We start from the raw sequence: 21,165 nt of genomic DNA on the forward strand, positions 1-21,165 counted from the left end.
GGGAATCCCAGCCACCACCCCCGCAATGAGACTGACGGATCGTCGGACTGACGGGGTGCCGGCCCCACCGCAGTGACGGGCTCCGCTGCGCTCCACCCTGACCCCTCCCCCAACCTCGAAACCGGCCGTTCACGTTCATCAATACCCCGCCAGCATACACGCCAACCGGCTGTGTCGGGGCGGATTTCGTCGATGCATCACCCCGGCGAGCGAACCCGTGGCGATGGTGATGCATCGCGGCGCGTGGCTGTGTAGCGTTTGGGACCTGGCCGCAGCACCCCCCGCCCCACACCAATAAGTACTGGCTGAATTCGGAATGCGCGGCTCTGATTTGCTCAGCCATAGAACGGAAGCTCCGATATGGGAATGCTGGAATTCGGTGTGCGGAGGTACCGGAGCCGAACGGCCGCTAGGCCGGGCGGCGGAACCACCCACCAGCGCCGGCCACGCCTCCGTGCTTTTGGACGTCACGGCCGGTACCACCCGAGACTCAGAGCCGCTGCTGCTGTCCACGACCCGCGCTGGTGCGCGGTGCCGCACGCGAAGCGAGCTCAGCCACGGAGGCTGGCCTCCCTCGATCCGGTGGCTGTCGACGGCGACACGCCCGTCGGCGCCAGATGGTTGTGCCGCGCAGAGCGCGGCGTGGGGGCTGAGGTTCAGGTGACCGCCGGTGTCTAGTGACACATAAGAGCGTTCCGCATCGAAACCGGCCTTGAGCTGCGGTGATGCGAAACCGTTTGTTCTGGATCTCCAGAACAAACCCCTCCCGAGTGTTCTGGAGATCCAGAACAAAGCCCCTCCGGATCTGACAGTCCGTCAGGTGACTGTGAGGCACCGTTTGTTCTGCCCCTCCAGAACAAGCCGGTTTACCTAGTGCTACCGTGCCACTCGAAACGTTGATCATCTCTGGAGGACTGTGCCGATGGAACAGCTGCCAATCGTCCGCCCCGGCGAGCGCGTTGTCGCGCGGTCGGACGGCAAGGGCGGCTTGATCCTGGGCGTCGAGAAGATCAAGGGCCGCGAGTTCGCCGCGAGCGCGGAGTGCAGCGGCTACGTGCTGGACGCCCGGTTGCTGATGGACGTGCTCGGCAGTCTCAAGATGCCCGGGAGCTGGTTCCAGGTCTGGTGCAAGCTCGTGGCGCTGCAGAACGCCAACCGCGCCGACGACCAACTCCGGGCCGCTGCCCGCGGCTTCGTGAAGACGAACCAGCGCGACCTCCAGGCCCGGTGCAACTTGTCGGCGGCCTCCGTGAACGAGGCGTCGCAGTTCTTCGCGCACATCGGCTGGGTGCGCACCGCCAAGCGCGGCATCCTCCAGTTGAACCCGTGGCTGACGGTGGCCGGCACCTCCGGCGAGCAGGAGAAGTGGCAGGCGCTGTGGAACAGCGCGGAGGGCCCGGCCTGCATCATCCCGCACTCCGATTACCCCACCGAGTGGCGCCAGGCGCGCGAGGCGGAGAAGAAGGCCGCTGAGGCCGCCCGCCGCAAGGAGAAGGTCGTCACGCTGCGGCAGCGGCGGCCCGTGCGCAAGGCGAGCGCATGACCGCGCGCGGCATATCCTCGTTGCAGCGTCTCGACCTGATCGGAAGTGGTGAGGCTCCGTGAGCAGCTCTTACGTCCCTAGCCCTCCCACAGAGGCACCCGTCGCGATCCCCCGTGACGTTTTGCGCCTCCTGGCCCTGGTCGACGTCTCCACCGCCGGCCGCCGCGTCCTGGACCAGCTGCTGTACCTGAGCGACCCAGAGACCGGTACAGCCGCGATCAGCCAGAACGAGATGTGCGCCGAACTGGGTGCGAGCAAGCCCACCGTCAACCGCGGCTTCAAGGAGCTCCGCGAGTGCGGACTCGCCTGGAGCCTCGAGGACGGCCTCTACCAGCTGCACCCGCTACTGACCGGTGGCAAGGTCTCCTCCGCCGTCATGTCGGTGCCGGAGATCAAGGCCGCCGAGCCCGGCCGGTTCACCGAGCAGCGACGTGCCCGCTTTGCCGCGCAGATGGCCAACCTCGCCCCCACCGGTTGAACACCCCACCGAGGCCCCTGACGGGCCCTCCAGCGGGTTGATGCCCCCACGAAGACCCCGAGGCGCCGCACCCCAGGTGCGGCGCCTTCTTCGTGCCTGCCCGCGAGCACGCCGGTAGCACTAGCTAAACCGGGTTGTTCTGGGGGAGCAGAACAACCGCGAGGCGCTCCACCGCCGTGCCAGCCGTGCGCACCGGGCGGCCGGTAGCACCAGGTGAACCGGGTTGTTCTGGAAGAGCAGAACAATCGGCGGCCTCTCGGAGCGCGGGGCACTGTGTGCAACAGCCGTGCATGGATCTCCTGCGGCACATTGCAGATCTGCGATGTTATGCAGCCGCCGCGGCGGGGGCCGCGTCCCGCTGCCTGCCCCTGGAGCAGCGGGCGCCGGCCGTCACACGGCGAGCAGCAGGAGACCGCCCGGAACCGGTCGGGATTCGCCTGCTACCCGTGCAGCACCCTTGTGCTACGCGGGCCCATGTAAATGCTGCGCTGCATCCTGGCGCCATCCAACAACGACCACCAGGACCACGCGCAGCACCACCAGACCACTGATCAACAACCTCCCGCCCACCACCACGAGCAGCGGGACCAGGAGCAGCGGCGTACAGCCGACGCAGGCCTTCGCCGACGCCTCCTCTCACAGCTCACAGCCTCATAGCTCAGCGCGTCTACCTGGGAAAACGGCATGTGAGGCTCACAGCAGCAGCCGGGCAGGAGTGGGCGCGGAGGTCAGAGGACGGTGCCGTGCAGGGCGCGGCGGTCCCCGGACATCGCGTAGCGGCGGGCGGCGAGACCGTGCTCGAGGGGCTCGCCGATCTCCTCGCACAACAGCGCCAGGACGCCGTTCGCCGCCTCGGTGTCGGACAGGTAGGCCGGCGCGACTTCGAGCATCAGCTCACCGATCGCGTATGCGCTGGCGAAGAGGTCGTCGGTGAGTTGGCGCCCTGCGGCGACTACGGGATCCGCCGGCGGATCGGCGGGCGGCGGAGCCGGGGCGATGCGGACGTCGCGGACGGCCTGGCGGACCACCGCGCGCACCGTCGGCTCATCGAGGGCCTGGAGGCCGCTGTGGGCGAGCGCGGCGAGGCGCCGGGTGATCAGCTCCGCGACGACGTCCGTGCGGCCGGAGACGGCGATCAGGGCGCGCTGGGAGAGGCCGTAGTCGAGCGCGGCCGCGGCGGCCGGGGCGGTGTCTCGCGTGCGAGACGTCTCGGTGCCGGCGTCGACGGCGCCGTGGATCGCGGCCAGGGCGCGGGCGACGTCCAGGAGCCGGTACGCCTGCGCGCGGCTGATGCCGAACTCCGCGTCGCAGTACGCCTCCCAGCTCGGGTGACCGAGGGGTGTCCAGACGCGGGCGGCGTGTGCGTCACGGACCCGGGCGGCGAGCACCGCCACGGAGCGCCGGACGTCGTCCATCGCCTCGCGCAGCCCGGCGGTCATCTCCCGGGCGCGGTCCACGCTCAGCGGCGGCCGCGCCGGTTCGGCGACGTCGTCCTGGTCGTGGTCGTGCTCGCCCATGACTCCATCGTCCTCCGCGCCGACGGGACGGACCAGGGGTACGGAAGCGCGGCCGCGAGCTCCGTCTCACAGCCTCACAGGTCACCGCGTCTACCTGCGGAAATGGGGTGTGAGGCTCACAGGCCTCACAGCGTGACAGGCGGCTTGCTGATGTCGCTGGTAGTCCGGGAGCAGCTGAAGGTGGTCACAGGCCGTCGACGTTGGCGCCCTGCCAGCTCTCACGCAGATATTCGTAGACGGCTTGTTCGGGCACACGGAAGGATCGGCCGACGCGGATGGCCGGTAGATGCCCGCTGTTGACCAGCCGGTAGACCGTCATCTTGGAGACACTCATGAGGCTGGCGACTTCGGCCACCGTCAGGAAGGTGACCTCGTTCAGTGGCCGCTCCGACGTTCGCCGGGAAGCGAGCCTCGCGCGCTCGGCGGCGGACGGCTCGCGGGGTGCCCTGGAAGGAGCTTGTGGCTGTTCCTGGTCCGACGTCTCACGACTGGCTCGCTCGTGCAGGGCGGCCAGCCGGGCGCGGGTGTCGTTCTCGTCTGTCCACAGTTCAGAGACGGCAGTGGCCGTACCGTGCAGGTGGCGCTCGATACTCATCGTTCACCTCCACTGACGTCTGCAAGAAGGGTTTCCAGGGTGTCACGGCCGAGACGCAGACGCCGTGCGTTGTCGGTCGGGCAGTTTGCGCACCGCCTCGAGGAGGACCAGCTCCCTCTCCCTCAACCCTAGGTCGTCCGGCCCTTCGGGCTGCGGCAGTTCGCCGGGGTCAGTACTCAGACCATGCCGCTGTCGGGAGGCCTGGACGCGCTGCAGTCGCTGGCCGGCCACCTTGAACAGCCATGCCTGCGGCTTCCGCAGGTTGTTGACGAAGTCCCAGTAGGTGTGTGCGGCCAGCATCGTCTCCTGGGCCGCATCGTCGATGACCGCGTGGTCCCCCTCAAGCCACAGCAAATAGCGTCTGACCTGCGGTTCCCAACGCAGAAAGAACTGGTCGAAATCATCTGCGCCTGCCCTCAATGAGCCTGCACGGGCCATGGGCTGCCCCCTCCTGCCGCCCGGGTCAACGCGTCCGACTGGAAGTACCAGCGCTTTCGCCGATGACCGTCCGCCGTCCGTGGACGACATCCTCCACCTGAACCCGGCGGTCCGGCAGCCTGCGCAACAACACCGAGAGGGTGGCGCGCCGCTCGCGCTCCATTCCGCTGGCGGTCCGGCCACGGGCCAGTTCGTGGAGCACGTCCCACAGTCCCACGCCGTTCTTCCGGGGCCGCAAGACCAGCCCAAGCAGGACGATCACCACTGAACCGCCCGCCGCGTTCAACAGCTCCGGACCCACCAGCACTCCATTCGTGACCGGCCGGGACCCAGCGCCCCGACTCTGCCCACTACAGGCATCGCGGGACGGAAAAGGGTGAACGCCTCCTGAGAAATCCAGTGTGGCGCTGGTCACGTTCTGCACCTGAGCGAGGGGGCGTCGCTCGCCGGGTGGCCGATGCGGAGCCCGTCGGTGAGGTGTCCATCTGCCGTATGCGGAGCGGCAAGGGTGACCGGCCTTCTGGCAACGCGGGTGGATACGACCTGGCTACGATGCGAAACGCCTCGCCCCTGGCAGCTGCAATGCCAGGGGCGAGGCGTTGTCACCGGGTGGCTACCCAATCCAGACGATCTCCAGGACAGACAGGCGCCGGGTGAGGCGGTTGATCACGTAGACAACGGACAGCTGCCCGATGGACGCGGCGCGGACGTCCTCGCCGTCCGGGTCGCCGGTGTTCCACTGGGGCCAGCCCCACGGGGAGCGCACCGCGATGTCCAGGACGTCGCGGACCATCTCGGTCGCGGGTGTGGGGAGTTCGGTGAGCGTCTTCGCGGCCTGCGGGGACAGGCGCACCGCCCACGGCTGCTCGGTCACGGGCGGGCACCGAGGACGTCGGCCAGGTCCACGAAGCCGGTCTCGTCACGGCCGGAGTCCATGTACGCGTCGACGGCCGGGGCCGCGGCGAGGCGCAGTTGCCAGGCGCGCACGACGTCGTGCAGTGGGGTGAGGCTGTAGGTGTGGCGGGAGTCCTCCAGGGCCTTCGCCCAGTCCCGCTCGAAGGCCGGCACCCACGTGTCGGCGCGGCGGTCGGCGCGCAGCTCCTGGAGCAGCTGGGCGGCGGCGGCCGGGGCCGGTGGGGCGGGGGCTTCCTCGGGCTGTGCACTCATCGGCACCTCCTGGCGGGTCGTATCGCCACCGTACGCGCGGTGCGGGGCGGTGGGGACGGACATGCGGTGATCCCTTCCCTTGCTGGTGGGCGTCAGTCGACGCCGTAGTCGAAGACGCCGTAGTCGGTGTAGTCGTCGAGGATCTCGCCGACGGCCTCGCGCAGCCGCTGGGCGATCTCGTCAGCGACCTCGGGGCTGCACACGATCTGGCAGCCGATGCTGCGGAAGCCGGGGTCGTCGTCGGCCGGTACTTGTTCGGCGGTGTCCGTCAGCGCCACTCCAGCTCCTTCTCCCAGTCGAGGAAATCGGCGGCTTCCTCTTCCTGTCGCTGGTATTCGTCTGAGGCCCTTCGGTTCGCCTCGCGTTCCGCGTTGTTCTTCGGGTTCGGGAACGGGTAATTGATGCTCGCAATTCTCGTTTCTGGCCCTTTCAGTAATCGACTTCGATGTAGTCGATATCGGTGAATTCGACTTCCAGGCGGTCGGCGCGGTGGCCGTTGTCCTTGAAGTAGACCTCCTGGAGGCCTTCGGCGATCACCTCGTTCGGTGACTCGGTGCTACGGCCCTGCTGGGCGTCGAACAGCCGCTTGGCGTAGGAGGCGGGCAGTCGGGCGGTGATGCGGCGGAAGCGGCCGTCGTCGGTGGTGCCGCTGGGGGCGTCGTAGCCGAACCGGGCCCGGGTCTCCACGGTGATCCCGCCCGTGGCGGCGGCCCGCTTCTGTCGCTGGGACCGCACGCGCGGCTGCCAGCGGGCGCGTACCGCGGCGTCGATCCGGTCGGCGATCGCCCTCGGGGGGTGCTTGCGCTCACCCTTGCGGTAGCGCTCCACGGAACGCTGGCTGATGCCGAGCTCCGCCGCGACGGCCTTGGTCGTCTTCAGCTGCTTGACCAGGAAGTTGACGCGCCCCTGGAGAGTCTTGGGCGGCTCGCGCGTGAACATCTCCCAGCTGGCGCGCTCGACTGCCTCGCCGATCAGCGCGTCGTCGCGGTCCGCGTTCGTGGGACGGATCCGTCGCGCCATGTCAGTTCCCTTCGCAGGTCAGGTCGGTGGCCACCGGTCTACTCCCCGTCGTCCAGGACGGCGTCGCCGCCCTTGATGTGGCGGGCCGGGTTGAGGCCCTGCTCCATCAGGTCGACCGCCCAGAGCATCGACTGGACGCCCTCCAGCTTCGCCAGGCCCGGGGTGGGCCCGAGGCGGAAGGCGCCGGGGATGGGCTTGCCGGACTCCGCGTAGGGCAGGAAGTCGAGCGGGCTCGGGCTGGGCGCGGGGTAGACGACGCAGTCGGAGAGGACCGCCAGCGGGTACAGGCCCGTCAGCTTGGCCATGTTGAGCATCTTGCGGTGCATGTTGACGCGGGCCTTGGAGATGACGGCGGCGCGGATGTCGGGGCGCCAGGTGGGGCGCTGCATGGCCGGCCACGGGTCGCCGTCCTTGTAGCCCTTGCCCTGCGGGTTCTCGAACAGCTTCCCGATGCCGCCCTTGACGGTGGCCTTGATCGCGGACAGCACGGCGGCCATCGCCGGGTCGACGTCCTTGTGCCTCTCCATCGCCGCCAGGAACTCCGCGTCGGTGAGGTCCTTGGTGACGCCGAGGTCGGCGAGGGTGTCGACGTACGCGGTCTTGAGGCGGTCGTGCCACGGGTCCAGGTACGCGCCGGTCTCGCGGCGCAGGTACGCCTCGATCGGCTCCACGTTGTAGCCGAGCTCCTGGGCGTAGGCGACGGTGTGCGTCTGGTACCAGGCCGGGCCCGTCGGACGCTCACCGGTCGGCGTGAACGGCGAGGGCAGACGCGGGTCCAGCTCCACATGGCTCAGGTCGACCAGCCACGAGCCGGGGATCTTCGGGTTGAACTTCGGCGCGTGGAAGTGGTCCGGGGCGCTGAGGCCGACGACCAGGCGGGCCGCGGCCGCGAGAAACGCGGTGTTCAGATCCAGGCCCACCGCGTACGGCAGGTTGTCCTCATCGCCCAGCAGGTCCACCGACCGCACCCACTGGTACGCCTCCTCATGCAGGAAGCCGCCCTTCCAGCCGGAGTGGTAGATCGCGGGGTGCTCGGGCTGGCCCTCCGGCGGCGCCGGGTCCATCGGCTCCGTGCCCAGCGAGCCGGGGTTGTGGCCGCTCACCCAGTTGCCGGTCTCCTCATCGCGCACCGGCCGCGTCGGCGGGCGCAGCGCGGTCATCAGTTCCAGGCCGGACACAGCCGTCGACCCACGCGGGGTGATGACCCGCTGGGCGTACACGCCAAGGACGCGGGCGACGTCGGCCGGCTCCATCTCGGAAACGCCGGGCCAGGCCCGCGAGTCGAGCGCGTCCCACGGCAGAATCGCGAGCTGCACGCACTGCCTCTCGCGGCCCTGCGCCTTGCGGTAGATCCGGGCCCACGGGCCGAAACCGCGCTGGGTGAGCTGCCACTTCGCCTTCAGCACCTGCTTGACGACCGGGTGGTCCTCGGGCAGACGTAGGCCCCGGCGGTCCTCGAGGCGCTCGGGCAGCCCGAGGTTCACGGCGGCGGCCGCCGTGAGGACGATCAGGGGGTCGGCATCCTTGCCGTGACGGCTGAGCTTCGGCGCACCGAGGCCGGACTCGCGCAGCGTCCACTCCACCAGCTCCACCACCGTGGTCGCCGGGCAGTCGAGCACGATCCCGTCGACGCCGTACGCGGAGCCGTCACCGTCCAATACGGCGAGGGGGCCGTGCGGGAAGCGAGGGTCGGCGGCGGGCTTGGCGGCCTTCTTTCCGGCCGGGCGGCGCGACGACGTCGCCGGGCGGGGGGCGGGGCGCTCCGGTGCGGCCGGAGCGGCGGGTGCCTTCACTGGCGCGACGGTCTCCGCCTCGGGTGCCTCGGGCTCGGCAGGGCCGGTGAAGGTCTCCGGAACCGGCTCCGGCTGGACGGCGGGCGCCGGGGCAGCGGCGGGAGCTCCATGGGCCGGGTACTTCGCCGCCCAGCCCTTCAGGAGCCGCTGGTAGGCCTCCAGGCGCGGCGGCTTCGGCTCGGAGCGGCCGTTCTCGTAGTTCTTGACGGTCTGCGTCGACGTCTTCAGTGCGACCGCGAGGCGGGCCTGGGTGATGCCGGCGGCCTCGCGGAGCCGGGCGCGCTCCGCCGGGGGCGGGAGCTGCGGCTCCTCCTGCAGCAGGGCGTCGATGTTCGCGAACAGCTCTTCCTCGGTTGCCATTTGATGTGTACCTCCACCATGAACACTACCAGTCTTACCCCCTACATTTAACCCGTTTCTTTAACCCGATCAGAGAGACTTTCCGGCGTGGTGTGGACGGCATCGAGCGGCAGCCGCAGGCCTTGGCTCACAGCCGACCGGCTCACACTGCAAAGCCTCCACCTGGGAAAACGCCCTGTGAGCCTCACAAAAGGACGCCATCACGCTGCCACTCACGCCCGCCCCCAGGTGCTGTAACCGAGGTTCAGGTGCCCGAGGCCGGACAGACGCTGCGCCTGGTCGACCAGCTGGTTGCTGAACAGGCGCCGGGCCGACGTCTCGCCGTACTGGTCGATGTGGTCGAAGACCACCTGGTGGTCCTTCATCGCCCGCACCCGCCAGTCGCGGACCTGCTCACGGGTCAGCTCCTCGAGGACCAGCTCCTGGCCGCCGTCGACGTCGGCCGGCTCCACAGCGGGAACAACGGGGGCCGGGCGGGGCGCGGGCAGCACGACCGGGGCCACCGGCGCGGCCGGGACGTCGGGCGCCGGCCGCGCGGCCGCGGCTTCAGCACGGGCCTGAGCTGCGGCGGCCTGCCGGGCGCGGACCTGCTCCCACTCGCGCGCCTTCGCCCAGGCCCTGGCCGTCACGGTCTCGTGCAGCTGCTGCTCGGTGGTCGCCCGGCGCTCCGCCTCGGAGGCTCCGGGCATCGCAGCGTCGACGGCGGCCGCGACCGCGTGGCGCTGGGCACGGCGGTCGACCTGCCGGTCCTCGCAGCGCGGGCAGTCCTGGCCGGAGTCGAGCAGCATGCGGTCGTCGCACCGGGCGTCGCCGCACTCCTGGCGCTGCGGCAGCCCCCGGCCGATCAGCCAGCCCACCGGGTCCTTGATCGGCCCGGACAGCCGCATCTGGTCGGCCAGACGCCGGGCGAGCCGGTCGGCGAGGACCTGCGGCGCATCGGCCCGGCCGGTGAAGCCCTCCACCCGGGTCAGCTCGCTGCGGGTCGCGGCCTCCACCAGGCGGCGCGCGGCCGGACGGTCCAGCCGCGCCCACACCAGGTCAACCGGAGCCAAGATCGTCCGCAGGTTTTCCGGCGGCAGGGGCACCCTCCCCCGTTGCTGCCTGCCCTGACCCGCACCGTCACCGGCCTGCACCATGGTGCCGGCCACCGGCCCGCGGCCGCCGTTCTCGCTGATCGACGACGGGGACTCCTTCGGCTGTTCCCCGCGCAGCGGGCTACCCGAGCCGCCATCCAGCAACGGCCGGCCGGCCACCTCACGGTCGACGGCCTGGTCCTCGCGCACGCACGCGCACTCCGGCCGACCACCGTTCCCACCACGGCCTTCGCCGGAACAGCCACAGGAGAGAGCAAGAGACGAGACAGGAGTAACCACAGGAGGGTGATCAGTGTGAAGGGCTGCCGTAAGCGCGGGGTCTGTCACATTCGCCTCATCGGTCACGGGCGCACCGCTGACCTGCGGGTCTTCCTCCAGCTCGGAGGCGTCACTACCCCCTGCCGCAAGCGCGGGGTCTGAAAACTCGGGCTCGGCAGGCTCCAGACGGTCCTCCCGGGCTTCGGCGATCCCGTCCTTGCCGTGCGCGGCCGCGACCGCCGGAACCACCAGCCGCGTGCGGTGATGCAGCCCGGACACCGTCCCCACACGGACCCGCACCACCACGTCCCGGTCCTCCAGGCGCGCCAGCACCCGCTCACCGCGCGAGACCTTGCAGCCCAGCAGCCGGGCCACCGTCGCCGCCGCGCGGCCGCGCTTCTTGTCCACCGTGCCGCCGCACTGCCGAACCCGGCCGTTCTCCCGGGCCTCCAGCACCAGCAGCAGCAGCGCGAGGCGGTCCGTCGCCGCAGCCCGACCCGTACGGGAACCGAGCAGCCCGGCCGGGGTCACCCTGCCGTCCTTGTGCGTCCAGCCCGGCGACATCACGGCCTCCATCAGTCGCAGCAGCGTCGCGAGCTCCTTCTTCTCCAGGGCCAGCGGATGCCCGACCACGCCGTACGCGGCCCACATCGGCAGCACCTTGCACTTCAGCCCGATGTCCTGGCCGAACTCGCCCTCCGCCGTCTCGATGTCGACGACGCCCGACCGGCGCAACGCCGGCACCACTTCCGAGGCGGCGTACGACGCCGACAGCCCCAGCCACCGCCCCAGTTCCGGCGTACGGATCTCCACCACACCCGACTCCGACGGCGTACGCGACGCGATCACGATCACCGCCAGCCGGACCGCGTCCGACATGCCATCCAGGCCGGGAGCGTCCAGCAGCGCACGCGCCGCACCACTCAGCCGGGCCCGGGCATCCGTACCCAGGGCCAGCGGGGGCGCCGGACCGCGCTCCGGCACCGGGCCGGCCTGCGTCGGCACCGACCGCAGCCAACGCCGCGAGCGCCCGGCCGGAGCCCCGTCGACGGAGTTGTCGATGGACTCCCACAGGGTGTGATCCAGCGCGGCGGCCGCCGCCGCTCCCACGCTCACAGGAACACCCCCGAGGTCAAACGGCACGCCGAACCGGCGGCATCCGCGTGACAATCAAGGGGTGTGATGTACGTCACAATCCCGCCAGGAGGGACACCACAACCAGCAGAAATCACCCCCGGCGGGGTTGCGGCCTGGTCGTGGTCGACCTGACAAGACGACTCGCGCTCGTGCACTATGGCGATACCGACCTTCCATATGGATCAACGCAGAGGGGCCCCTTGGCCGGGGCCGATCTCGATGGCTCGTGTGGCGGGACAGGTGAGCCCCTCCGTGAGGAGTGGGCGACAGCACGAAGGCCAGAGGCGGATCTCCTTCCGTTGACGACTTGGTGCTGGTGTTCCGAAAGCCCTTGGCCGGGCCTCGGAACGAACCGCGAAGCCCCTTGGCCGGGGCCCGCGGGTGTTGCTGGTGGCCCTGATGAGGGGCCGATTTGGAGAGAGCGGCTTGATAAGCCGCGGCTCAGAACCGGGTGCTACCGGGATCTGAGCGGACCGCTCTGGGCTGCGAGTCCAGGCGGTAGACGGGCCGCGCGAGGCCGAAGGGGATGGCGAGTCCACTTCTCTTGGCGCGCGCGGCCGATGGCCACTAGGTCATCCCAACCCCCTGAATCCGGAGGCTGGCGTCAGCATGCGCGCATACAGCCCGGATGGCGTGATCGCGATGGAAGAACGGCGTAGATGCGCGTGTAGTTCCACGCGTGCGGGTAACCTTCATCCCGCGAGCACCTCCCAACCAGGTGTGTCGCCCAACGAGGCTTAGCCCCGTTCGAGAAGCCCCAGTGGACCAGGCACGGTCCCTGGGGTTCTCGCCGTTATGGATCACTTCTGCACACAGCCTAACCGCACGACCCGACAGAACTGTCGGAGGAATTTGCGCAGCGTCCGAGGTGCCCGGAATGCCGAGCCCGCCAGACGGGAAACGCGCAGCAAATTGCCCGCCACACGGGAAAGCCATCTGCTGCATAGGCACTTCACACCCCCTTACAGGTCGGGCAGCAGCACGGACGCGGCCAGCGTGGCATGGGACTTGACCAGGTGTCTGGCGACATTCGGCGGTGACATTCAGATGTCACCGCCGAATGTCACCACCCATCAGCCGCGTTCCTTAGGGGCGTAGCGCACGAACACGACGTCGTCGATTGCGCGGATCTCCAACACCTTCATCCTGGCGGTCGACCCGCCCGGATAGTCGGCGGCGCCGAGGAATCGGGCCGCTTCAGGCTGCCCGACCAGGAGCGGAGCGATAGCAAGGTGTACTTCGTCGGCGAGGTTCTGCGCCATGAGCTGGGTGTGGATTGTGCCGCCGCCCTCGACCATGAGCTGGCCGACGCCGCGCCGACCGAGTTCATCGAGAACGAGGCGCCAGTCGAGCTCGGGGCCGACGCTGACGACGTCCGCCAGGTCACCCAGCGTGTTGCGCACCTTCGCCTCTGCGCTGTCCACTGTGATCACGAGCTTGTCGCCGCCGTGGTGCCAGAAGTTGAGATCGGCGGTGAGGTTCCCGGTCGCGGTGACCGTGACCTTCAGCGGGTACTCCGGCTTGCCGTCGGCGACGCGCTTGGCGCGCCGTTCAGCGCTGTTCACCAGTAGGCGCGGGTTGTCCCGGCGCATGGTGTTGGCGCCGATCAGTATGGCGTCGCTTTCGGCGCGGACTTGGTCGACGCGGTCGAAGTCCTCCGCGTTGGACAGGCGCAGCCGCTCCGGGCTGGTGTCGTCCAGGTACCCGTCGACCGACATGGCGGCGGACAGTACGACGTACGGGCGGGTGGTCATCTGATCAGGCTTCCGTTTCTGTCTCGTGGACAAGGGTGGAGTCGAAGGCGGCGCGGAACTCTTCGACCTCCGGCACGCGCTGCCAGGGGATCAGGGCCTTGTCGAGTCGAGCGAGCTCGTTCGTGATCCGGCCCGAACCGGTGTCTCCTGCGACCATCAGCGCGTTCATACCGACCGCAGCGGCCTGCTCCGGAACCCGGGCGCCGGCCAGAGCCACGGCCTGCCGCGCCATGTAAACACCGCGGTCGCGGTGGTAGCCGTCCGGCATCATCCGGATCGCGGCGGCGAACCCATCCGCGGCCTGGTCGTGCTTGCCGAGGGCCTCCAGGCCCTGAGCGCGGTGGATCTCTACATACGAGGCGGACAGCCACACGCCCCACGGAGTGGGGTCGGCGGCTGCGCTATCGAGCGCGTTGCGGACGTCGTCGATAGCCCGCTCACTTTCGTCAGCGTCGCCGCGCAATGCGTGCCCGTACGCCTCATACGTGCGCGCGACGGCGGCGAGCCGGCTGCGCGGGCGTGCCATGCGCTGCGCGGCTTCTGCGAGGTCGACCACGTCGACCAAATCCGCTGTGTCACCGGCCAGTTGCGCCTTGCGGGCCATGACGTACGTGCTCAGATCGGTGTCTCCGACCGTGTGCGACCACTGCATTGCCCGGTCCAGCCAGTACGACGCCGCTTCCGGGTTGCCCAGATCCTGGTAGATCCAGGACAGGAACTCTCCGTACTGAGTCTGCAGCTCCATGAGGTCGCGCCGGTCGGTGCCCTTGGCGTCCCGCCGCAGTTCCTGGATGACCTGGATGTGGTCGCGTACCGCGCCGACTACTTGCCGAGGCCCCAGGAGGTTGTCGCTGTCGATCAGGAGGCGGCGGGTGCGACGCAGGTGCTCCACCGGCGTGGACCCGTACGCTGACGCGGCCCGCACCTTGCGGACCAGGCCTGGCACAGCGCTCGAGTCCGCTACTGCCGGCGAACCCACTCCGACCGCGGCAGCGGCTCCAAGCCCCACCCCAGTGCGCAGCAGCGCACGCCGATCCAGAGCCACCCAAACCACCGACCCATCACGTAGACGACACGGGACAGAGAGCCCCTCACCATCCGACGCTGCCTGGTCTGACAAGCCCAAAGCTAGATCCACTGACGACTTGGCCACATGAACCGGTGGATTGGCCACATGGCCACGTCCGTCGTCGATCCGCTCCCACAGGCGGAATAACATGCCGTTCGCGCCCAGGACCTGGTCCAGGAGTGCGGCCTGTGAGCGGTCGGCTTTCCGTTCGGCGCGCTCGAATCGCCCCAGGTGACTGTGGTCGAGCCTCGCTCGGTCTGACAGGTCGCGCAGGCTCCACCCTCGCAGCTTTCGGAGTTCCCGCAGCTCGTAACCCCAGTTGTGCAAGGGCGACACCCAGGGCGTCAACTCCCTTGGCTTCTGTGCCATCCCGCCCCAATCCTGTGGCAGATGTGGCCAGTTCGTCAGGCCACATGTCAGATCTGGAACTCATGACTCCCCCGGGCCTAGAACCGAACTGCAAGCAGTCAAGCCCGGTCAGGGAGGTGTTCGTCAGTGGTCTTCTTCGTCTCCGTCTTCGTCTGCGTCCGAGAGCCGGGCACTGGCGTGACGACGGATGGAGTAGCCGATCTCGAACTCTTCAGCGCTCATCCGGGTGTCGTTGAGCTCAACGACTTCGCCGGTGGGCGAGGTCGTGACTCGTACTACGCGCAAGAGCGGAACGCCTACGTCGGCAGGAAGGTTCAGGGCTTCGGCTTCCTCAGGGGAAGGCATGCGAGCCGAGACGCTCTCGCTCCAGCGCAGGGGGCGATGTCCCATCTCCTCCAGCCGGTCGTAAATACCTCCTGGGCCGGTATCGGCTTCGGCGAGGAGGGTTCCTCGAGCAAGTTCGGCCGGCAGGTAGCTGGTCGCCAACTGCTTCGGCTTCCCCGTCTCGGGGTCGCCCATCACGCGGTCCCGGATGAAGACTTCGGCGCCGGTGGCGAGGCCCATGAGGGCAGCGAGATCGACCGGCACGACGCCCCACCGCAGGGTGGGAGTCTCCAGGGCCGCCCACGACTGGGCGGTCGGGTCGAAGTAGTAGCCGATCTCGTCACGGAAGACCTGGCGCGACCGGGTGATGCGTCGCTTCTCCGGGCGTTCCCGAACGATCGTCCCTCTTCGGCGTACCGCGATGACCAAGCCCTCTTGCTCCAGAAGAGCGATGGCGCTCCGCACTGTTTGGTAGCCCGCGCCGTACTGCGTCTGAAGCTCGGTCAGCATCGGGAGCTTGTCGCCCGGCACGTACCGCCCCTCGCTGATCTGCTGTCGCAGGTCAGCGGCGATGTCGCGATACGAGACGGGCATCGGAGCCACCTTTCAGAGTGCTGCTCGGGTCTGATTCTAGGGCTAGCTCTATCAGTCAGCGATGGGCGAGCACAAGCGATCAGCACGAATAGAGCTATCGCTATTGACTCCGTACCGCCGCATGGTCTCTACTTGGCGATAGCGATAGCCCTAACGCTCCGTTGAGCAGGGGCTACGCACCCAGCACTACCGCAAAACAGCAGGAGTCACCGTCCTTCGGGGCGGCGGCAGTGGGGTGAGCCGAGCTCCCCCGGTCGAGGCGCCTGTACTGAATAGCTCCACCTGATTCACCTCGAACGGCGCTGCTGCGCTGTCTGTCCGCCAGGACCAACCTGCCGAAAGGCCGGCCTGGCGCGGCAGAGAAGGCAGCACCCGCACCCGATCCCACGTCAGGAGGATTCGATGCCCCGTAAGCGTCCCGGCCGCGTCCGGACCAAGAACACGAACCGCCGTGAGGCGCTCAAGCTCAGCAGCATGGCCCCGGAGGACTACAACGTCAGGCCGGGTGAGGTGAAGTCGATCGCCTGCCCCGACTGCCGCACCTGGCGCCGGATCATGGGCGACAAGGTCCTCAAGATCCGCGAGCACTGCATCTCCGACAAGGTCGCGGAGGGCAAGAAGCACGTCACCTGCCCCGGCAGCGACCAGCTCGTGGTCATCGACATCGACGTCCAGCGCTGGCAGGCCCGGCAGAACCGGCTGCTGCGCGACGCGATGCCGCAGGAGAACCGTCGCGCCGCCCAGCAGTTCTACAAGCCGCTCCCGGCCCCGGCCGCCCCGGTTTCCCGGATCAAGGCGGAGGTCACGCTGGAGACGGCCCGCCAGTCCTACCTCGCTCACCGCAGGGGCTGCACGCGGTGTGTCGGCGGTCAGCACTGCACGGACGGCGGCGTCCTGGCCCGCCGCTACGTCCTCGCGCTCAACCAGGAGCCCGCCCGCCGCGAGGCTCGCGCGGAGCAGGAACGCCAGGCTCGGCGCACCGAGCGGAAGCAGTCGGCGCCGGCGGTCCGCAAGGCGCAGTGGGCCCGGCAGGGCGGCAAGGCGGTCGAAGCAGCGAACAACCGCTGTGCCAAGCGCTTGCCGGGGACGGTCTCCGAGTTCCGCGGCCCGCAGCTCCCGCTGGCACCGCAGGACGTAGCGGCTCACGACCGGCGGCAGGCCGAACTGGGCAAGCAGTACGCCGCCCGGAAGGCTGCGAACACGGCCGCCTGACGGCACACAGCGACGAACAACCACGGCCCCGGCCACCCCGAGCGATTGGGGCGGCCGGGGCCGTGGCTGCTCGTACGAACAGCCTGAACAGCACGACAGCCCCGGTGACTTGGAACCCCCCGGGGCTGTCCAGGACCTGACTGGAGGACCTGATGCAGCACAGCATGACACGCACCGCGCCGCAGCCGCGGGCCGGGATCATCGACGACATCGAGCGCGAGGACGACGCCAAGGGCTACGAGCCCGAGGACGCCGCCCGCTTCGACGTCGCCCTGGTCCTCGTGCCCAACCTCGCCGCGGTGCAGTCCGGTTGGGCGGTGGCGGCATGACCGACGCCGAACGCGAGGCGCTCTCGCAGAAGAACCGGGAGCAGAACCGGCGCTCGGAGAACGAGCGCGCTGGGGACAACCGGTGAGCGCCCGCCCGACCGACGACCTGTTCGTCCGCTACATGAAGGCGTTCGAGGACTCCGCCAAGCACACCGCCGACTGCCCGGCCTGCCAGGGCGAGACGCCGTGCGCGGAGGGGGTGCCGATCCACGAGCGGTTCGCCCGCCTCCAGGACGCCTACACCGCACGCCAGAAGCAGCAGCGCTGATCCCCCGGCCCTGCCCGTCGTCCCCGCGCCTTCCAGGCCGGGGCCGGCGGAGAGCGCCGGGAGCTCCCGCCCGCTCCGGCCGTCCGGCCGCCACAACACGCAACAGCCCCGGGGTGGCCGCCCCGGGGCTGTTCCTGCACTGGACCTTCTGGGAGGCCCTGATGAATCGCGAGTCCATCGTACGCACCAGCTACGCCCCCTCCGCCGACCTGCCGGTCAACACGAACTGGCGGGAGCGCAGCGCCTGCAAGGAGGAGGACCCCGAGCTGTTCTTCCCCATCGGCAACACCGGCCCGGCGCTGCTCCAGATCGAGGAAGCCAAGGCCGTCTGCCGCCGCTGCCCCGTGATGGAGACCTGCCTCCAGTGGGCGATGGAGCACGGCGAGGACGCCGGTGTCTGGGGAGGCCTCAGCGAGGACGAACGCCGCTCCATGAAGCGCCGCGCCGCCCGCCAGCGGGCCCGCAACCGCGCTGCCTGATCCGCTCTGGCGGCTGCCTGATCCGCCCGCACCGACCGCTGCACCACGGCGGCCGGGACGGGCGGTGAAGGGGAGCCGGACAGCCCGGACCACAGTCGAGGGAGGCCCCATGGCCACGACGATGACCCCGCTCCAGCCCGCCACGGAAGCCGCCGCTCAGGCCGCCGCTTTCGCGATCTTCGGCAGCGACATCCCGCCGATCGGGCCGGAGGACTACAGCGGCAGCTGGCGCACCACCCTCCACGTCATCGCGGAGGAGTGGGTTGGCGAGGGTCGCTTCGAGCGGCACGCCGCCCGCACCGCGACCGCGCTCAACGAGCTGTTCGCCACGCAGGAGCGGTACGGCGTCGGCTCGCCCGAGACACGCGCCGACAGCGACAGGCTCCAGCCGCTGATCGACCGGTGCCGCCACTTCGGCATCACCACCGCCGACCTGATCCGGCACGGCGCGCGGTTCCCCGAGAGCTGATTTCGTTCCCGCCCGGCGGGAGCGGCAGGCAGTTTCGGGCCCGCCCCGCAACGCTCCCCCGCACTGGTCGCCCACCCCTCGGGAGGCCGGCCTTTTCGCGTGCCTGGAGCGGGTAGTGCCGGTGCCAGTTTCGTGATCAACCGTCCGCACCGGCCGCCGTTTCGGGAACGCACCCCTCGCGTTTCGGGAGCACCGGCCGCCGTTTCGACCCCGCCCTGAACGACCCCTTCCGGAGGCCCTCATGACGATCACCGACATGCCGCAGAGCGCGGCTCCCGACACCCCCGCTTCGCACCCGCCGGGCCGCGCTTCGGGCGCACCCGAGAAGGTTTCGGGTACGGCCCGGGGCGTTTCGGGCCCGGACAAGCGGAAGACGATCAAGCCCACCCGCGACCGGCTGATGACCGCCCTGTCGCTCGTCGCCGCGTTCGGCGGCACGCTGGTCGGCGTCATCGGCTTCGCGATGTCCTACAGCACCCTGGCCAAGGTCGCCCTGAGCTGGGGATTCAGCAAGGAACTGGCCCCCTGGTTCCCGGTCGGCGTCGACGCCAGCATCATCGCGTTCCTCGCGCTGGACCTGTACCTGATCCGCAAGGGCACCCCGTGGCCGCTCCTGCGGATGGCCGCGCACGCCATGACCGGCGCGACGATCTGGTTCAACGCCAGCTCACAGGGCCACATCGGCACCGACCCGGTACAGGCCGCCAGCCACGGCGTCATGCCGATCCTGTTCGTGATCGGCGTCGAGGCCGCCCGCCGCCTGATCATCCAAAAGGCCAGGCTGGAGGCGGGAACGGTCACCGACCGGATCCCGCTGCACCGCTGGATCCTCTCCCCCATTGCCACCCCGCGGTTCTACCGCCGGATGCGGCTGCACAACGTCACCTCCTACCCGGAGATGATCCGGCGCCAGCAGGAGCTCATCGGCTACGAGCAGTGGCTCAAGCGCAAGTACGACGGCGACCTCGGCAAGGCCACCGAGGACGAACTGCTGCCGATGAAGATGGCCGCCCACGGCTACACCGTCACCCAGGCCCTCGCGATGCCTGAGCAGCAGGAACGTGCTGCTGAGGCCCGCGCGGAGGAAGCCGAGCGCCGGCGCCTGGACGCGGAGACGCGCCGGGAGCTCGCGCGCAAAAAGGCCGAAGCCGACCGGCTGGAGGCCCAGGGCCAGCTCGAGGCCGTCCGCGCCCGGGTGGAAGGCGAGACCGGCCAGGCCCGCGCCCATGCCCGAGCCCAGGTCAGCGCCGCAGAGCGGGCCGCTGAGCTGGAGGAGGCGGCACTGCAGACGGCCGTCGTCGCCGAAGCCAAGGCCCGTGAGGCGGAGGCGGAGCGCAAGGAGGCCCAGGAGCGCCAGGCGAAGGCCGCCGCCGATCTGGAGACAGCCGAGCTGGAGCGTCAGGCGGCGGATAAGCGGAGGCTCGCGGCGGAGGCCGACCGGGTCGCCGCGGCGGAGGCTCAGGCGATCGAGACGAAGAGCATCGCCGAAGCCCGGAAGTCTGCTGCCGAAGCTGACGCGGACGCTGCCGAAACGGAGAAGGCCGCTGCCGAAACGCGCCGCCGCGCTGCCGAAGCTGACCGACTGGCGGCGCAGGAAGCCGAGCGCATCGCGACCGCCGACGCGAACACGCAGGCGGCTCGCAAGCGTGAGGCCGAAGCCGAACTCGCCGCTGCCGAAACGCGGCTCGCTGTCGCCGAAGTCGAGCGGCGCGCGGTCGAAATGGAAGACGAGGCGAAGCTCACCTCGCGCGAGCGGTCGGTTCGCAAGGTCGCGCGCATGGCGCTCGCGGGCGGCCTGGTGATGGTCGGCCTCGGTCCTGACGAAATCCAGCCCGCGCTGTGCCGGGTGGTCTCGATCGCGGACGTTCAGCGCGAGACGGCGGTGTCCTCCACGGACACGGCCTCGAAGTACCGCCAGGAGGCGGCCGACCTGCTCGCCGGCGGCTACCGCCCGGGGCAGTGACCTGCACAAACGAGCTGTTCGACGGTTCCACCGGCCCCCGAGACGAAGTCAGCGCCTCGGGAGCGCGGTGAAGGCGCCGAAACGCCACCCCAAACCCTGCCAGATCCCCCCGGCCCCGAGAAGGAGAAACCCCAGCTCATGGATATCAACGCCCTGTTCACGGACGAAGGCATGCGGGCCTTCACCGAGAAGATCCGCGACCAGCACATGCGGGACTCCCAGCAGTACGGGCAGATCGCCGACATCGTGCGCCGCCGCCTCGAGCAGACCCCGATCGACGGTGACCGGTGGCTGTCCAAGTGGTGGCGCGCGCGGAAGGTGTCGCAGCAGGTCAAGGCCATGGAGAAGGCGTCGAAGGACGCCGCGTCCGCGGCTGAGGCGCTGTACGCGACCTACAAGAACGAGGTCCTGGAGCTCCCTCAGCGCCGGGAGGTGGCGGCGGCCCGGAAGGCTGAGCGCAAGCAGAACCGCCAGGCGGCCGCCGGTGCGGCGGTCGCGAAGTCCCTGGAGAAGTCGGTGACGTCGCTGACCGGCGGCCCCACCGAGCAGGTTCCGGGCCAGATCCCGCAGGCGCGGCCGACGGAGTTCGTCTCCCCCGACAGCCCCTGGGAGCAGTGGCCGATGGCGTCCGGCGGTGACCACGCCGCCCCGACCCGCACGATCAACGACTACTTCCCGAACGGAGGCGAGCGGCGTTGACGACGCCTCGGCAGACGCAAAACCGTGCGAAGCACTGGAACGCGCGGATCGCGGAGGCCACCAACGATCAGGAGCGAGCCGGGGTCTGGTACGACGCGTGCCGGACCCTGGCCCGCCAGGCCGAACGCGACGGCAAGCCCGACCTGTGGCGCGCGCTCACCGCGACGCTGCACGACTTCTACAAGCGCAACGGAGGGTGACGAAGTTCTTCTTCATCACCGCTCCTACCTCGCCGC

General features: G+C 69.7%; 23 protein-coding genes and 1 pseudogene. 10 read left to right on the forward strand and 14 right to left on the reverse strand.

The genetic code is table 11. From position 1 onward, the window contains the following. Positions 1-922 precede the first annotated feature (922 nt). Together AOK24_RS02430 and AOK24_RS02435 are read left to right on the forward strand one after the other, a co-directional pair. Positions 923-1,543, forward strand: coding sequence for a hypothetical protein (locus AOK24_RS02430; RefSeq protein ID WP_055718380.1), 621 nt, complete (start codon positions 923-925; stop codon positions 1,541-1,543). Between the two features lie 121 nt (positions 1,544-1,664). After that, positions 1,665-2,021, forward strand: coding sequence for a helix-turn-helix domain-containing protein (locus tag AOK24_RS02435; RefSeq protein ID WP_240553610.1), 357 nt, complete (start codon positions 1,665-1,667; stop codon positions 2,019-2,021). A gap of 728 nt (positions 2,022-2,749) precedes the next feature. On the opposite strand, the gene AOK24_RS45325 is transcribed toward AOK24_RS02435, so the two are convergent. From AOK24_RS45325 to AOK24_RS02500, 14 genes and pseudogenes are all read right to left on the reverse strand, one after another. Further along, on the reverse strand, positions 2,750-3,538 hold the full coding sequence (locus tag AOK24_RS45325) for a hypothetical protein (RefSeq protein WP_079056639.1): 789 nt from the start codon (positions 3,536-3,538) through the stop codon (positions 2,750-2,752). Between the two features lie 184 nt (positions 3,539-3,722). Next, on the reverse strand, positions 3,723-3,917 hold the full coding sequence (locus AOK24_RS47245) for a helix-turn-helix domain-containing protein (protein WP_055718401.1): 195 nt from the start codon (positions 3,915-3,917) through the stop codon (positions 3,723-3,725). Between the two features lie 258 nt (positions 3,918-4,175). Then, the gene (locus tag AOK24_RS02450; protein WP_055718382.1) at positions 4,176-4,571 is read right to left on the reverse strand and encodes an RNA polymerase sigma factor; all 396 of its coding nucleotides are present in this window, start codon (positions 4,569-4,571) and stop codon (positions 4,176-4,178) included. Between the two features lie 25 nt (positions 4,572-4,596). Then, positions 4,597-4,872 carry a hypothetical protein gene (locus AOK24_RS48300; RefSeq protein WP_159051773.1) on the reverse strand — a complete coding sequence of 92 codons (276 nt, stop codon included), beginning with the start codon at positions 4,870-4,872 and terminating at the stop codon, positions 4,597-4,599. 312 nt (positions 4,873-5,184) lie between these two features. Further along, the gene (locus AOK24_RS02460; RefSeq protein ID WP_055718384.1) at positions 5,185-5,445 is read right to left on the reverse strand and encodes a hypothetical protein; all 261 of its coding nucleotides are present in this window, start codon (positions 5,443-5,445) and stop codon (positions 5,185-5,187) included. Further along, complete coding sequence (locus AOK24_RS02465) at positions 5,442-5,801, reverse strand: DUF6247 family protein (RefSeq protein ID WP_240553612.1); 360 nt, start codon at positions 5,799-5,801, stop codon at positions 5,442-5,444. The genes AOK24_RS02460 and AOK24_RS02465 overlap by 4 nt, the downstream gene beginning before the upstream one ends. A 29-nt stretch (positions 5,802-5,830) precedes the next feature. Further along, complete coding sequence (locus AOK24_RS02470) at positions 5,831-6,016, reverse strand: hypothetical protein (protein ID WP_055718385.1); 186 nt, start codon at positions 6,014-6,016, stop codon at positions 5,831-5,833. A gap of 151 nt (positions 6,017-6,167) precedes the next feature. Beyond that, positions 6,168-6,758: a telomere-protecting terminal protein Tpg gene (tpg, locus tag AOK24_RS02475; protein WP_055718386.1), complete on the reverse strand. Its 591-nt coding sequence runs from the start codon at positions 6,756-6,758 to the stop codon at positions 6,168-6,170. Between the two features lie 38 nt (positions 6,759-6,796). Next, entirely contained in the window at positions 6,797-8,911 is a 2,115-nt protein-coding gene (gene tap / locus AOK24_RS02480) for a telomere-associated protein Tap (RefSeq protein ID WP_055718387.1), read from the reverse strand. Positions 8,912-9,123: 212 nt separating this feature from the next. Then, a complete protein-coding gene (locus tag AOK24_RS02485) occupies positions 9,124-11,379 on the reverse strand; it encodes a hypothetical protein (protein WP_107103882.1) in 2,256 nt (751 codons plus the stop codon). 1,094 nt (positions 11,380-12,473) lie between these two features. Next, entirely contained in the window at positions 12,474-13,154 is a 681-nt protein-coding gene (locus AOK24_RS02490; RefSeq protein WP_055718389.1) for a RibD family protein, read from the reverse strand. A gap of 4 nt (positions 13,155-13,158) precedes the next feature. Then, positions 13,159-14,046, reverse strand: a complete 888-nt coding sequence (locus tag AOK24_RS50165) for an NsdA family TPR-like regulatory protein (RefSeq protein WP_240553614.1) — start codon at positions 14,044-14,046, stop codon at positions 13,159-13,161. 339 nt (positions 14,047-14,385) lie between these two features. Next, a pseudogene (locus tag AOK24_RS50170) lies at positions 14,386-14,592 on the reverse strand (helix-turn-helix domain-containing protein); the annotation flags it as partial. A gap of 123 nt (positions 14,593-14,715) precedes the next feature. Then, positions 14,716-15,510: a GntR family transcriptional regulator gene (locus AOK24_RS02500; RefSeq protein WP_055718391.1), complete on the reverse strand. Its 795-nt coding sequence runs from the start codon at positions 15,508-15,510 to the stop codon at positions 14,716-14,718. A 402-nt stretch (positions 15,511-15,912) separates the two neighbouring features. On the opposite strand from AOK24_RS02500, the gene AOK24_RS02505 reads away from it, so the two are divergent. From AOK24_RS02505 to AOK24_RS02535, 8 genes are all read left to right on the forward strand, one after another. Next, on the forward strand, positions 15,913-16,722 hold the full coding sequence (locus tag AOK24_RS02505; RefSeq protein ID WP_055718392.1) for a hypothetical protein: 810 nt from the start codon (positions 15,913-15,915) through the stop codon (positions 16,720-16,722). A gap of 164 nt (positions 16,723-16,886) precedes the next feature. Further along, on the forward strand, positions 16,887-17,051 hold the full coding sequence (locus AOK24_RS49110; protein ID WP_167376797.1) for a hypothetical protein: 165 nt from the start codon (positions 16,887-16,889) through the stop codon (positions 17,049-17,051). An 82-nt stretch (positions 17,052-17,133) separates the two neighbouring features. Beyond that, on the forward strand, positions 17,134-17,319 hold the full coding sequence (locus AOK24_RS02510; protein ID WP_055718393.1) for a hypothetical protein: 186 nt from the start codon (positions 17,134-17,136) through the stop codon (positions 17,317-17,319). A 161-nt stretch (positions 17,320-17,480) separates the two neighbouring features. Beyond that, positions 17,481-17,798, forward strand: coding sequence for a WhiB family transcriptional regulator (locus AOK24_RS02515; RefSeq protein WP_079056644.1), 318 nt, complete (start codon positions 17,481-17,483; stop codon positions 17,796-17,798). A gap of 109 nt (positions 17,799-17,907) precedes the next feature. Beyond that, positions 17,908-18,267 (forward strand): hypothetical protein, encoded by a 360-nt coding sequence (locus tag AOK24_RS50175; RefSeq protein WP_063799373.1) that lies wholly within the window; start codon positions 17,908-17,910, stop codon positions 18,265-18,267. Positions 18,268-18,508: 241 nt separating this feature from the next. Then, complete coding sequence (locus AOK24_RS02525) at positions 18,509-20,230, forward strand: DUF2637 domain-containing protein (protein ID WP_055718394.1); 1,722 nt, start codon at positions 18,509-18,511, stop codon at positions 20,228-20,230. 138 nt (positions 20,231-20,368) lie between these two features. After that, positions 20,369-20,929 carry a hypothetical protein gene (locus AOK24_RS02530; RefSeq protein WP_055718395.1) on the forward strand — a complete coding sequence of 187 codons (561 nt, stop codon included), beginning with the start codon at positions 20,369-20,371 and terminating at the stop codon, positions 20,927-20,929. Next, positions 20,926-21,129, forward strand: coding sequence for a hypothetical protein (locus AOK24_RS02535; protein ID WP_055718396.1), 204 nt, complete (start codon positions 20,926-20,928; stop codon positions 21,127-21,129). Before AOK24_RS02530 ends, AOK24_RS02535 begins: the two co-directional genes overlap by 4 nt. Positions 21,130-21,165: the final 36 nt, after the last annotated feature.

Source organism: Streptomyces niveiscabiei, assembly GCF_001419795.1.
Lineage (GTDB): Bacteria > Actinomycetota > Actinomycetes > Streptomycetales > Streptomycetaceae > Streptomyces > Streptomyces niveiscabiei.